This is a genomic window from Lederbergia graminis (assembly GCF_042655485.1).
Classification (GTDB): domain Bacteria; phylum Bacillota; class Bacilli; order Bacillales; family Bacillaceae_C; genus Lederbergia; species Lederbergia graminis.
Genome location: NZ_JBHSMC010000001.1, coordinates 470,151 through 482,937, shown reverse-complemented (window position 1 = coordinate 482,937; position 12,787 = coordinate 470,151). Strand labels below are relative to the sequence as shown.

Genomic DNA, 12,787 nt, shown 5'->3' with positions numbered 1-12,787 from the left:
AGGGGCAAATTAGATTGAAAAGAATATTATTAATATCCGCTTTATTGATTGGCTTATTTGGTGCTAATGGTGCACTAGCATCAGATTATGAGGATATGCCTACACAACATAGTATTTCTCCAATTAGTCAATTAGCATCTGACTATGAAGACATGCCAACTCAACATAGTAAACCAGTACTATTGTCATTAGGTTCTGATTACGAGGACATGCCAACTCAGCACAGTATTACTCCTGTAATGATGGCACTTGGTTCAGATTATGAAGACATGCCGACGCAACATTAATTTTACAGTTTAATAGTTAAAGAGATAAAAATAGCGCTATGCCTAAGTGGTTAGCGCTATTTTTATGTAAAAAGCATTTTTGACAGTAACAATAAGATAGAGTAATATATTTTAGACGAAAGTAAGTAAAGGAAAAAAGCACTGGTAAGTAAAAGAAAAAGAATGATATAATAAAATTATGAATTTTATTACTATTGGTTAGGTTTCTGAAATATATTAGATTAGTAGGTCAGAGTGAGAGTGAATTTTTATTATACGTCCTTTTTATAGGAGACTCTTAGGCATCGTATTTGTTGTGTTAGAAATTCATGCATGATTGGTTTTGTTCGATGAAGGATGGGGATTTTATTATGCAGGGAAAGACTGTTTATTTACTTTTCACTGATACGGGATCACTATTAACGAAAATGATTAAATTATACACAAAACAACCACTAAATCATGTTTCCATTTCATTTGATCGAGACTTGAATGAAGTTTATAGCTTTGGCCGTAAACGACAGTGGAATCCCTTAATCGGTGGTTTTGTTCGGGAAGATGTGCGAAAAGGAATATTTAAAGGTGTAGATTGTGCAATTTATTCATGTGAAGTGACAGAGGAAGAATTTAGCAGGATGCAAGAAATGGTAGCATGTCTTAATAAGTATAAAGATTATTACAGATATAATTTTATAGGTTTATTTGCAGTAGCATTAAATATTCAACTAAAGAGAAAGAATGCTTACTTTTGTTCACAATTTGTCGCAGATGTACTGCAATTAATGCGTCAAAATCCAATAACAAAACCGTCAAATTTAGTTAGACCTCAAGACATAATGGCAATACCATCCCTTACATTAATCTACAAGGGGAAATTAAGTACGTATGTAAGTCAAGAACAACAAATAGAAACAAATAAGATTAAACCAATTGCAGGTTTCATTATGAGAAGAAGTATAGGTACTGCAAGTGCATTTTTTAGTTTCTTGAAATTATAATTATTTTATTTATATTTTTAAAAACATGTAAGTGAAAAAGCGAATCTGCTTTTTCGCTTTTTTTATTTTCTCGTAGGGTTTTTCAATCACATATCGTCTATATAGTTGAATGAAATATTAATAATCCGTCTTAAGTCGGAGTGAAAATTTAGCCTTAGGATTGTTAAAAGAATATTTAGAGGCTTATATGATTAATATACAGGGTAGGGAAATAATGAAAGGATGAATTACATTCTATGAAGAAGATATTATTTTTCCCATTATTAAGAATGCCTTCTGGACATCACCAAGTTGCTGATACGATTCAAAGTTATATAACAAATAGGGATTCCTCTATTATATGTAAGAAGATTGACCTTCTTAGTGCGTGGAATCCATTCATTGAAACACTTGTCACAAAAACATATCTAGAATGGATCCACCATTTTCCAAAGATGTATGCTTGGGTTTACACCCATTTGGCACATTCCAAAACGGGAAGGTCCTTTAAATATTATGAAATTTTATTTTTAAGTAAAATGAGAACAATCATACATGAAGAGAAGCCTGATTTAATCATATGTACTCACGGATTTCCATCCTACTTTCTAAATCAACTTAAATGTAGAGGTCAATGCAATATTCCTGTAATCAATGTATATACCGATTTCTTTATTAATGATATTTGGGGAAGAGAACGCATCGATTATCATTTTGTTCCGAGTCAAATGGTAAAAGATGAATTGATTCATAATAGCGGAATTTCGGAAGATAGAGTTATCGTTACCGGAATCCCGATAGCAGAACAATTTTTAAAACACAATAATGAAATTTCGAAAAAAGAATCAACATATAAAGTATTAATCTCTGGGGGAAGTGTAGGGTTAGGAAATATTGCGGAAATATTAGAAAAACAAGGTCAATCTAAGATAGAATTTTTTGTTTTATGTGGTAAAAATGAACAATTGTTCCAAAAACTATCTAAAAGTAGCAGTGAAAATATACATCCATTACCTTATATAAATTCAAAAGAGAAAATGAATCAGTTATACGATTATGTGGATGCCATTATTACGAAACCTGGTGGTGTAACAATAAGTGAAGCCTTACAGAAAGAATTGCCGATTTTTATTCATTCTGCGTTACCAGGCCAAGAAGAAATAAATCTCCGATTGCTAGAAAAATTAGGTTTAGTGCACATGCTGAAAGATGACATACCATTTGAATTACAAATTGAGAATGTATTATACAGCAACAATAGAAGGCGAGAAGAATTGTTAAATAACGTCCAATTATACTTAGAGGAAACTGCTGCGGGAAAACCATCCGAAATATACCTATTCATTAAAAAGATAATTAATAGTAATGATTTTGGCTATATATCAACACATAGTAGTATTTTGTAAATTTACCAATTAGATATGTATGTTTAATTGGAAAGGGAGCTTCATATGATTCAACAACTATTGGAGTGGTTAAATAGTATCGGACTTCCAGGACTTTTTATTGTTATGTTTCTTGAAGGATCTTCCTTACCATTTCCCGGTCTGGTTATCGTTCTTTCATACGGCTATATATTATCTCCAGGTTATATAGAAACAGCATTTATTTCAATTGGTATGAGTTTTTCATACACAGTTGCGAGTATTATTCCATATTTTATTGGAAAGAAGCTTAATGGGCGATTTCCAAAAAGGCTAGAAAAAGGAGTCGATAAAGCTATTAAGTTTTTCAAGCGTTATGGAATATGGAGTATTGCCTTGTCACGCCCATTTGGAATTGGTAATTATATTTCATATGTGGCAGGTGTAAGTAAAGTCAATAGATGGAAATATTTAGCCCTAACATTTGTAGGCATTTATCCATGGTCATATGTAATGGTTTTATTAGGAAACTACTTTAAGGGAAATATTGAAACGTTTAAGCGTTATTTTAGCACGTATAGTGTATATGGTTATATAGTAGCTTTCATCATCCTTGGAGTCATTTCCGTTATTTTATATAGAAAATCGAAAAACAAAAAACTAACAGAAGCACGAGAGGGAGGAAGTAGTAATTGAGAGAGACAGGTCTTTCCCTTGGAGGAGGTTCTCTCAGAGGGGTAGCACATATCGGGGCACTTAAAGAACTTATACGTAATGATATAAAAATTACTCATATTGCAGGTACAAGTGCTGGGTCAGTAGTAGGTGGACTTTATGCATGCGGAATAAAACCAGAAATGATGAAAGCTATTGTTGAGAATTTGTCTGTAAGACGATATTTGGATGTATGTTTTAATCGTAAAGGTTTTTTAAAAGGAGATAGAATTTACCAAACTCTTTTAAAATTAACGGAAGGAAAACACTTCGAAGACTTAGAAATACCTTTTGCTGTTATATGCGTGGATCTTATCTCGGGTGAAATGGTTGTTATTGATACTGGAGAGGTTGCACTTGCGATAAGAGCTAGCATAGCTATACCTGGGATATTTTCTCCCATTGAAAAAGATAATCAATTACTAGTTGATGGTTATATTTTAAATAATAATCCTGCAGATATTGTAAGAAAGATGGGAGCAAAGAATGTTACTTCTGTAAGAGTTAGAAGTTCTAATCCACATTACCCTTCAAACATGTTTTCTTATATTAATAGATATATTGATATAGCTAGTCAAAAAAATACAAATCGCTGCTTGAAGGAGCATGCCGATGTATTAATTGATATCGACCTACATGATGTTGGTAGGTTCGAAACAAAAGGGTTAAACAAAGTAATAAACATCGGTGAATTTACAACAAAGAAAGTTTTAGAGCGTAAATTGTATAAGAAAAATATTGTTTTTATGGATAGTTGGATGCATCAAATACAATAATTGCTATTTTTTTAATAATTCGTTATCCTAATATCATTGGTGTTACCATTTAATGGGTGCTGTTTTTTTAAGCTAAATGTGGAGGAAAAAAATGAAGAAAGTAATTATTACCTTACTCCTACTGAATCTTATAGCTGCATCTGTGCTAATCTTCGTTAATATGAAGAATAGTAGTCAGGAAAGCGATTCTAATGGTAAGAGTGAGGAAAGCAACCAACAAAAGGATTCTGTCATTGATAACATGAGTTTAGAAGAAAAGGTTGGCCAGATGATTTTCGCTGGCATTGATGATACAGTTCTTAACGAAAATACAAAGACATTAATATCGAAATATAATGTGGGTGGTTTAATCTTTTATGGAGATAATCTTCAAAACCCAGAACAATCAGTTGAGCTGTTAAATGATGTGAAAACTACTAACTTGGATAATCGATTTCCATTATTTCTAGGAGTTGACCAAGAAGGGGGTAGAGTTACAAGATTACCAGGTAATATAGTGGAGATGCCTACGAATCAACAAATAGGGGAAATAGGTAATGAGAGATTTTCCTATGATTTTGGTGAGCTATTAGGACAGCAATTAAATGCATTCGGATTCAATATGAACTTTGCTCCGGTATTAGATGTTAATAGTAATCCTAATAATCCAGTCATTGGTGATAGATCATTTGGTAACAATGTAGACATTGTAAGTAAATTAGGTATACAGACTATGAAAGGGATTGAAGCACAACATGTAATACCAGTTGTAAAGCATTTTCCTGGCCATGGAGATACATCAGTTGATTCGCATTTAGAATTACCTATTGTGGATAAAACCCGAGAAGAAATTAATGAACTAGAGATAATACCATTTCAAAATGCGATTAATGAAGGAACAGATGTTGTCATGGTCGCGCATATATTACTCCCGAAAATAGATCCTACATATCCCTCATCTATGTCAACTCCTATTATTTCTGGAATATTGAGAGAGGAGCTTCAGTTCAACGGTGTAGTGATGACTGATGATATGACGATGAATGCCATTATGGATCATTATGGAATTGGAGAGGCAACTGTAAAGTCTGTAAAAGCTGGAAGTGATATTGTATTAATAGCACACGACTTTTCAAAAGTAATTACAGCAATTGACGCCTTAGTTTCAGCAGTTGAATCAGGGGAAATTAGCGAAAGTAGAATAAATGAAAGTGTGGAAAGAATAATTAAACTAAAACAAAAATATAAATTAAAAGATACTACAGTCGATAATGTAGATATAGATATTTTAAATCAAACAATAAATGGTGTATTAGAAAAATATATGAATGAGTAATATGAAAAGCTATTCTTATTAAAAAGAATGGCTTTTTTAATGTAATATTTTTAGAAGGTAAAAATAACAGTATTGACAAGAGAAATTATATGATAAGCTTATGTAAGCGCAATTTTCATTTTTGACTTTTGAGAGGATAGTTTATGGAACAGGCACAAAAATTAAATTTTATCCAAAAATATTTACCAGCTTCCTATTTAGTTATTTTCATAGGTTTTCTTGTTTTTGGCTTTTCAGAAAATATTAAGGGTCCAGCAATACCACGTATGCAAAGTGACTTTGGAATTAATGAATTACAGCTTGGGATGCTACTAGCTTATAATTCAATTGGTTATCTGTTAGCTTGCTCGTTTACAGGTATTGTTACATTAAAACTAGGGGTGAAAACGACCTCTTTCATCGCATTTGGATCCATGACTATTTCGGGTCTTTTTATTTATATTGCGAATACATATTTCACTTTTTCTTTATCTTATTTTTTAATGTATGTTGGAAACGGAATGCTCGAAATAGTTTTAGCTATTTTTGCTGCCAAAATATTTATTAGAAACACAGGATTTATGATGAATCTCTCACACTTTTTTTATGGACTAAGTTCAACAATCGCACCAATCATTGCAGCAAGTATGATGGGTTGGCATATTTTTGGTCATGACTTAGGCTGGAGAGGTATGTATTTAATCATGTTATCTTTATGTATAATTCCAATGATCCCAACTATTTTTATTAAAGAACCTAAACAAACAATAGAGAAAGAAGATAAAATGCCAGTAAAAGTTTTCTTAAAAGATCCTGCAGCCTGGCTAATAATTGCCATATTATCATTTGGTGTTATTGCTGAATTGTCTATTGGTGGATGGTTAGTCAACTATCTAGAAAAAGCACACAATTGGACTACTGCGAAGTCGTCTGCAATGTTATCCATCTTCTTTTTGTTTTTCATGCTTGCAAGACTGCTTTTAGGTCCAATAATTGACAAGGTTGGGTTTGCAAAATCGCTTATCTATTTTTCAGGTATAGCTACTTTTAGTATTATTCTAGGAGTTCTCCTTGGATCTCCAGGGGTTTTCTTATTTGCTCTTGCAGGGGTAGGAGTTGCTCCCATTTATCCAACGGTTATGGCATTACTTGCAAAAAGGTATCCAAATGGTACGGAAACGGCAATTACGTTTACAGTTACTTTAATGGGGATTGCGCTTGTAATTGGAAACATGCTAATCGGTTTTGTAATTGATGTATTCAAGCAATGGTTTACCAAATTGCAAGGAGCGGAAGTTGGACTAATAAGAGGATTACAATCAGGCTTTATTTTCATTGGTCTCTGTGCATTATTTTGTACACTCGCAGGTATATTTTTATATAGATACTTACAAAGAAAAGAAGAAGTGATCTAAAGAAAACATCCATGCTATTGGGATACGATAGCATGGATGTTATTTTGATGAACAGTAAATTTTATTCAGTTTTAAACCTCATAAACTATAAATTTTTCAGTTTTTGTATTTCCTCTATTAATACTTGTTGTGCATGTTGTTCGTTTTGTTCATTATCTTTTAATTGACGGTAGTGACCTTCAAGTATAATTAACAAGACAAAGTAAATTTGATAGAGACTTAATAAACACTCTTCATCTTTTGAGAATGCACTATTTCTGCCCAGTCCTTTTTTGAAGCCCTCATTATCTTTAGCAAAGCCAAATACAATGTCCATTAAAGGATCTCCAAAAAGTGATCTTTCAAAATCAGTGATTCCTGTAATGGTAAGTGTCTCTGAATCTATGAAAATATTTCCCCACCAAAGATCTCGGTGGACCAGACGAGGAGTTCCTATCGTATCAAGAATTGGAGATTTATCAACAACGATATTTTTTAGCTCCTCGGCACTTATTGGTAGATTGATTTTGGCATCGTTAGCATCTAAGATAATTTCCTCAATCATAGCAATATATGCTGCGGACCAAGTGTTATATCTTTGCTGTTTGGAAAACGTTTGCCCGAACACATCGGAGGTAATCGAATTGATTTGCTTTGTATAGGTTCCTAATTGCTTACTTATTGTATAAAATTGTTCGCTGTTGAGATGTGGGTGTAATTCGTCTAACGGTGTACCTTGGATATATTCCATGAAGAAATATTTATACTCCTGATCAACATAAAGGACGTCTGGAACGGGAACATTTGTACAACTTCTTATTAATTGTAGAACTTCCACTTCTGTCCTCATGATGTTTCTTTCACATCGTAGCACTTTAATATCTCGATTTGGTGCGACCTTTAGTACCATTTGCAAGCCATCTTCCAGGAGGATATCGTAGGCACTATTATAAAAACCACCAGTTAATTCTTTCAACGATAGTATATTTTGATTAAATGCTTTCTTGGTGATTTTGTTTATGTCATCCTGTGACAGTTTTATTTTTGTAATACTACTCAAATTTTAAAATACCTCACTTCATTCAATTTGGATTCATTCTCTATACTAATTTCTACATATGATTCTAATATACCTTCTCCGTTTTATTTGGCTCTGTTAAAGTTCATTGTTGTTAACAACTTAGTTGATTGTAGTGGATGTACACGAGACTCCTGCGGGAACAGCACGAGCCGAAGATCCACTTGGCAAAGCGGTTTTCTTTGCCAAGTTAGCTGAGGCCGTGCCCGCGGAAAGCGAGTGTACAGGAGCGAAAATCAACAACAGAGTTTAACAGAGCTTTTTATTTAAAAAGAGAACCTTTTTTATTACCTTTTAAAAGATCACCAGTCCAACCTTTTAGTCTTAAATACGCATATAGCATAAGTGTTGAGATTATGATTACGATAAGTGCTACCCCATATCCATACTGCCATTTAAGTTCTGGTATATGTTTAAAATTCATCCCCCACAATGCTCCAAAAACTGTAACGGGTGTAAATAATGTAGTGATAACTGTCAATGTTTTCATTATTTCATTTCCGCGGTGAGAAGAGATAACTTCTTCTAAATTAATGATTGAATCAATTTGATCTTCATACCCATTTAATAACGAAATTGCTCTATCAATACGTTTACATGTACGATGGAAATTTTCATCGCTACTTACTTCATTAAGGTATAATTCATTCATACCCATCTCTAATTCTTTAATAGGTATTAATAAGTTATTCATTACAAATAGCTGATGACGTACTTCATAAATTTTATCAAGTATATGGGAGTTATTGTTTTTACGAACATTCCAAATCAGCTTTTCTAGTTTTACTTCAAATTCATCAATCGAAATTAGTAATTCATTTAAAAGTTCTCCAAGTATAAGTAGAAAACCATCTATCGCATTTTGACTCTGATCGATTTGCTGTTCCAGCATTTCTATATTATTATGTTTTAATATGGAAAAATCTAAATCTATCATAACGAGTAAATTTTCTGTTACATAAAAATGGCAAATTTTCTTCTCGGATTCTTTTTCAAAATCTTGTTTATAAATAAGGGAGCCATACATTAGTTTTTCTCCATTTTCAGTCAACATGAGTTTTAACAAATTAGAATTATTTTGATGAAGTTCCTTTGTCCATTTATCAAATTGTACATCATTTATTTCTGTTTTAATTTCTTTCAAAGTGCTATCATTATTTTTCGATAATTGATACCATTGCCAATTTGTTGGAGTCACTTTACTATCTCCTTTCTCTATTTTCTACTTTGATTCCCTTATTTCTCCAACATGAAACTAATATTAAAATCGATTGTGATTTATAAAATGACTTAAATGTGAAACTATGTTTGTTTTGGTCCGTATTTAATTAAGAGGGGGAAATTGTTAATGAAACAACAGCTGCAAGAAAGACAAATGGAACTGACGATGAAAATCAATGAACGGAATAGAATAAAACGACGCTTAGAAAGCGCTGAACAACAACTAAAAGAAGCAACAGCTACTCGAGATAGACTACGTGCACAATTAACGAAAGAGCAGCAAGATATTGCGAAGCTTGGTAAATTCTCTTTCTCTAATCTGATTAATAACTGGACTGGTAAATGGGATGAAAAGATGGAAAAAGAGATGGCAGAAGCAGCAGAAGCAGAGTTAAAATACAATGAAGCGGAGAAGACATTAATAGATTTAAAAGCAGAAACAGACCGTCTACGCAAAGCATATCAGAACCCTGATTATCAATTTATTGATGAAGATTGGGCTGATTTCTTAAAGGAAAAGGAAACATGGCTAAGACAACATGATACAATTGCCTCAAAAACATTACAGAAGATTGCAGATGAGCGTGTAACTCTTCGTTCTATGCTTAGAGAAATTGATGAAGCAAGGGATGCCGGTCATAAAGCAATACGTACTATAGACGCAGCGATTGATAAATTAAATAATGCTGAAGGATTGTCAACATGGGATACATTTTTAGGTGGAGGGATGCTTGTTTCTGCTCTGAAGTACTCAGAGGTCAATAGTTCAGACGATCTTATACATCGAGCTCAACGTGCATTACGTCATTTTGAAACCGAATTAATGGATATACAAAACTTTGCAACAGAATCTTTTAAAGTAAACCAAAAAGATATTTTTACCTTTACAGATGTGTTTTTCGATAATATTTTCTCGGATTGGGCAGTTCATTCGCGCATTACAGAAGCGAAGGGGAAACTAAATGGTGTATTACAAGACGTGCGCCGTGTAATGGATCAACTTATGAGGAAAAAAGATGAAGTGAATCACCATATAGAAATGCTAAACCAACAGGAGAAGGAAATTATTATATCTTAACAAGAAAAATCTTGGAAATGATGTATTTAACAGACCTCTGACATTTTAAGTGGAGAGAAGTACGAAACAGAAGTTAGGGTAATATCGAAGACTCCTTATAAAATAGGACTTTTGGAGACTTAAAATTGGTTGGAAAAACAAAAAATGAATTGAAATTGCAGAAAGAAAGCAGTGGCGCTTAACGTCACTGCTTTCTTTGAAAATCATGATGTGATTTTTGCTTTTTTAAATCCTTCGTATATAGAAACAATGGTAGTGATAATAACAGTTGCAACGGTAATGACAATAACCCATGTAATGCCACTATTAATTGTAGCTGTTGATACATCCATTAAAGTACTCATATATGTGATAAAGGAAGGATGTATAAGCTCACTATTACTAATGATGATAATAAATAATGTTGTATAAAGGAGATGGAAAATAGAATTCATTATTGCTAGTTTCATTGTCCATTGTCCACATACCCATTTATATATATTAAATGCAACTTCTAAAAGGATTAGTGTAATAATAACTGGCCAGTAAGTTAGTAACACATCCTGCTGAAAAATTGGTGCTACTAACTGAAGTCCTTTATCATTATCTAACTTTTCATACACACCAATAATATGAATGGCATTAAAATAGATCGTTGCCCAAATTCCAGTCCAAATAAAGCCAGTAAATACTTCACCTTTGGAAATTCTCTTTTTCTTAGGAACAATGATTCGATTTTTTAAGTCTTCAGGTTTCCACTTTTCACCTGTTATGGTCATTCTTTCAGTTGACACACCAGCTCTTTCTAATATGAAGAAGACAAGTGTAACCCAGAAAAAACATGTATAATCGTGGTAATCAATGTCCAAATAGCTTTTCCAAATATCGTAATAATTAAGGGAAAAGCACTTAAATCGGTATTTTGGATAATCTCCGTCGCAATAAGAGTAATTACACTTAATATAGCAGCAATAGGTAATATCATTTTTAGTGTATGAATATACAAGTCATAAAAACCAGGACCGATTAAATATGCAGGGCGTTCGCGATATTTGTTTGCTAATGTAATTGGGTCACCGAGCTTTTCTAATACATGAATAATATCCTTTTCCTCGTAATTGTCTGGCAACATGTCTTCAATCGTTGATTGCAGTTCTAATGTTATATCATCGCGATTTTTTTCTGGTAGTCTTCTCGTTACTTCAAATACATATTGTTCAATCATCTACTAATCATCTCCTTTCAATAATTGCTGTAATTCCTCGGACATTTTTTCCCATTCCTTTTTTAAATCTTGAAAAATTTCTGTCCCATATTCACTAATGACATAATATTTCCTTGGTCTACTTTCCGACGTATCCCAGCTACTTGTAACTAAATTTTGTTTTTCTAGTCTCCTTAATAACGGATAAAGTGTACTTTGATCAATGGCAATACCAGATTTCTCTAAGCGTTGTACTAAGGAATATCCGTACTGTGGAGTATCCAATTGACTTAATACAGCCAAGGTTAGGGAACCACGTCTTAATTCTGTCGTTAATGAAGTTAATAAATCACTCATACATACACCTCATTTTCTTATAGTGTATATCGTACACTATTGTGAAATTGAAAACAATAGGCGATTATTAATATTTTATTTAGTTTAGGATGAAACTTATATGGGAGTAAGTACGTAAGGGTAATTAGTTGTCCATAATGAAAAGGAGAGAGGGGTTTTGTAAGATGAGACCAACATATAAGAGTGGGGAAGAATTGTTGAAAGAAATACAGATGACAGATATGCCTTTTGGTAGCGTAGCTGTCTGGCATTTAGGACAGTCAGGTGTCATCATAAAAGGGGGGAATCAAGATGGATATATTGTGATTGATCCATATTTAACTTTCTCCATTGAGGAAAGAAGCCCGAATACAGAGTTTAAAAGAGGTTTTGAACCGCCATTAACACCAGAACAATTAACGGATGCCAGTGGTATATTAATTACTCATTCACATGATGATCATCTGGATCTTGAAACGATTATTCCGATAGCCCAACATTCATCACATACATACTTTGCACTGCCTGTACCAGATGTACATGTATTAGAAAAAAAGAATATTTCTTCAAAACAGATTATTGGAGCGAAGGCTAAAGAAAAATTTCGAATAAAAGGCTTCGAAATTACACCTATATCTGCTGCTCATACCAATTATGAAAGAGATGATAATGGTAATGATAGATATTTAGGTTTCATCATCGAAGTAAATGGAGTGACAGTCTTTAATTGTGGTGATTCCGTTGTAACAGATGAGCTCATTTCAGATATTAAGAGTTATCGTCCGCATATAGCAATCTTACCAATTAATGGCCAAGATTATTTTCGGACTAGTCGATGGATAGTCGGAAATATGAATTATCGTGATGCAGTAGATTTTGGTGTAACAATAGGTGCTGATATGATTTTACCTGTCCATTACGATATGTTTGCTAATAATCGTGAAAACCCAGCGTATTTTGTGGATTATATTTTCCATCAATACCCGAACCAAAAGTTTCATATGATGGTACCGGGAGAGAGATTTATTTATTACAAATAAAAGAGCAGGAAGGAAAACCTGCTCTTTTCAATTAATATCAAGTATGAGGGAGATTAAAGAGTTAGA

At 33.0% G+C, this 12,787-nt stretch carries 14 protein-coding genes; 9 read left to right on the top strand and 5 right to left on the bottom strand.

Features of this window, described 5'->3' with window-relative positions; translation table 11 throughout:
• Positions 1-14 precede the first annotated feature (14 nt).
• From ACFPM4_RS02545 to ACFPM4_RS02515, 7 genes are all read left to right on the top strand, one after another.
• Positions 15-287, top strand: coding sequence for a hypothetical protein (locus ACFPM4_RS02545; RefSeq protein WP_382347378.1), 273 nt, complete (start codon positions 15-17; stop codon positions 285-287).
• 308 nt (positions 288-595) lie between these two features.
• Positions 596-1,264: a hypothetical protein gene (locus ACFPM4_RS02540; protein ID WP_382347375.1), complete on the top strand. Its 669-nt coding sequence runs from the start codon at positions 596-598 to the stop codon at positions 1,262-1,264.
• Positions 1,265-1,500: 236 nt separating this feature from the next.
• Complete coding sequence (locus ACFPM4_RS02535; RefSeq protein ID WP_382347372.1) at positions 1,501-2,649, top strand: MGDG synthase family glycosyltransferase; 1,149 nt, start codon at positions 1,501-1,503, stop codon at positions 2,647-2,649.
• Between the two features lie 45 nt (positions 2,650-2,694).
• On the top strand, positions 2,695-3,303 hold the full coding sequence (locus ACFPM4_RS02530) for a DedA family protein (protein WP_382347369.1): 609 nt from the start codon (positions 2,695-2,697) through the stop codon (positions 3,301-3,303).
• Positions 3,300-4,097, top strand: coding sequence for a patatin-like phospholipase family protein (locus ACFPM4_RS02525; RefSeq protein ID WP_382347366.1), 798 nt, complete (start codon positions 3,300-3,302; stop codon positions 4,095-4,097). Before ACFPM4_RS02530 ends, ACFPM4_RS02525 begins: the two co-directional genes overlap by 4 nt.
• 91 nt (positions 4,098-4,188) lie before the next feature.
• Entirely contained in the window at positions 4,189-5,412 is a 1,224-nt protein-coding gene (nagZ, locus tag ACFPM4_RS02520) for a beta-N-acetylhexosaminidase (RefSeq protein WP_382347363.1), read from the top strand.
• Positions 5,413-5,555: 143 nt separating this feature from the next.
• The gene (locus tag ACFPM4_RS02515) at positions 5,556-6,806 is read left to right on the top strand and encodes an MFS transporter (RefSeq protein WP_382347360.1); all 1,251 of its coding nucleotides are present in this window, start codon (positions 5,556-5,558) and stop codon (positions 6,804-6,806) included.
• An 85-nt stretch (positions 6,807-6,891) separates the two neighbouring features.
• Here the strand turns inward: ACFPM4_RS02515 and ACFPM4_RS02510 are convergent, their stop codons facing one another.
• Together ACFPM4_RS02510 and ACFPM4_RS02505 are read right to left on the bottom strand one after the other, a co-directional pair.
• Positions 6,892-7,845, bottom strand: a complete 954-nt coding sequence (locus ACFPM4_RS02510) for a phosphotransferase family protein (protein WP_382347357.1) — start codon at positions 7,843-7,845, stop codon at positions 6,892-6,894.
• 280 nt (positions 7,846-8,125) lie between these two features.
• Positions 8,126-9,061, bottom strand: a complete 936-nt coding sequence (locus ACFPM4_RS02505; RefSeq protein ID WP_382347354.1) for a magnesium transporter CorA family protein — start codon at positions 9,059-9,061, stop codon at positions 8,126-8,128.
• A 150-nt stretch (positions 9,062-9,211) separates the two neighbouring features.
• Between ACFPM4_RS02505 and ACFPM4_RS02500 the strand changes: the two genes are divergently transcribed.
• Complete coding sequence (locus ACFPM4_RS02500; protein ID WP_382347350.1) at positions 9,212-10,162, top strand: hypothetical protein; 951 nt, start codon at positions 9,212-9,214, stop codon at positions 10,160-10,162.
• 203 nt (positions 10,163-10,365) lie between these two features.
• Here the strand turns inward: ACFPM4_RS02500 and ACFPM4_RS02495 are convergent, their stop codons facing one another.
• Genes ACFPM4_RS02495 through ACFPM4_RS02485 form a run of 3 tightly spaced genes read right to left on the bottom strand, consistent with a single transcriptional unit; the run spans position 10,366 to position 11,702 of the window.
• A complete protein-coding gene (locus ACFPM4_RS02495; protein ID WP_382347347.1) occupies positions 10,366-10,920 on the bottom strand; it encodes a hypothetical protein in 555 nt (184 codons plus the stop codon).
• Between the two features lie 26 nt (positions 10,921-10,946).
• Positions 10,947-11,366: an HAAS signaling domain-containing protein gene (locus ACFPM4_RS02490; RefSeq protein ID WP_382347345.1), complete on the bottom strand. Its 420-nt coding sequence runs from the start codon at positions 11,364-11,366 to the stop codon at positions 10,947-10,949.
• Between the two features lie 3 nt (positions 11,367-11,369).
• On the bottom strand, positions 11,370-11,702 hold the full coding sequence (locus tag ACFPM4_RS02485; protein ID WP_382347342.1) for a PadR family transcriptional regulator: 333 nt from the start codon (positions 11,700-11,702) through the stop codon (positions 11,370-11,372).
• Positions 11,703-11,866: 164 nt separating this feature from the next.
• Between ACFPM4_RS02485 and ACFPM4_RS02480 the strand changes: the two genes are divergently transcribed.
• Positions 11,867-12,721: an MBL fold metallo-hydrolase gene (locus tag ACFPM4_RS02480; protein ID WP_382347339.1), complete on the top strand. Its 855-nt coding sequence runs from the start codon at positions 11,867-11,869 to the stop codon at positions 12,719-12,721.
• Positions 12,722-12,787: the final 66 nt, after the last annotated feature.

What these genes read in the sequence shown, in the direction of transcription:
- ACFPM4_RS02535 (WP_382347372.1), top strand. Translation starts at nt 1,501, where the DNA reads ATGAAGAAGATATTATTTTTCCCATTATTAAGAATGCCTTCTGGACAT.
- ACFPM4_RS02500 (WP_382347350.1), top strand. Translation starts at nt 9,212, where the DNA reads ATGAAACAACAGCTGCAAGAAAGACAAATGGAACTGACGATGAAAATC.
- nagZ (WP_382347363.1), top strand. Translation starts at nt 4,189, where the DNA reads ATGAAGAAAGTAATTATTACCTTACTCCTACTGAATCTTATAGCTGCA.
- ACFPM4_RS02480 (WP_382347339.1), top strand. Translation starts at nt 11,867, where the DNA reads ATGAGACCAACATATAAGAGTGGGGAAGAATTGTTGAAAGAAATACAG.
- ACFPM4_RS02485 (WP_382347342.1), bottom strand. Translation starts at nt 11,702, where the DNA reads ATGAGTGATTTATTAACTTCATTAACGACAGAATTAAGACGTGGTTCC.
- ACFPM4_RS02530 (WP_382347369.1), top strand. Translation starts at nt 2,695, where the DNA reads ATGATTCAACAACTATTGGAGTGGTTAAATAGTATCGGACTTCCAGGA.
- ACFPM4_RS02490 (WP_382347345.1), bottom strand. Translation starts at nt 11,366, where the DNA reads ATGATTGAACAATATGTATTTGAAGTAACGAGAAGACTACCAGAAAAA.
- ACFPM4_RS02495 (WP_382347347.1), bottom strand. Translation starts at nt 10,920, where the DNA reads ATGACCATAACAGGTGAAAAGTGGAAACCTGAAGACTTAAAAAATCGA.
- ACFPM4_RS02515 (WP_382347360.1), top strand. Translation starts at nt 5,556, where the DNA reads ATGGAACAGGCACAAAAATTAAATTTTATCCAAAAATATTTACCAGCT.
- ACFPM4_RS02540 (WP_382347375.1), top strand. Translation starts at nt 596, where the DNA reads ATGCATGATTGGTTTTGTTCGATGAAGGATGGGGATTTTATTATGCAG.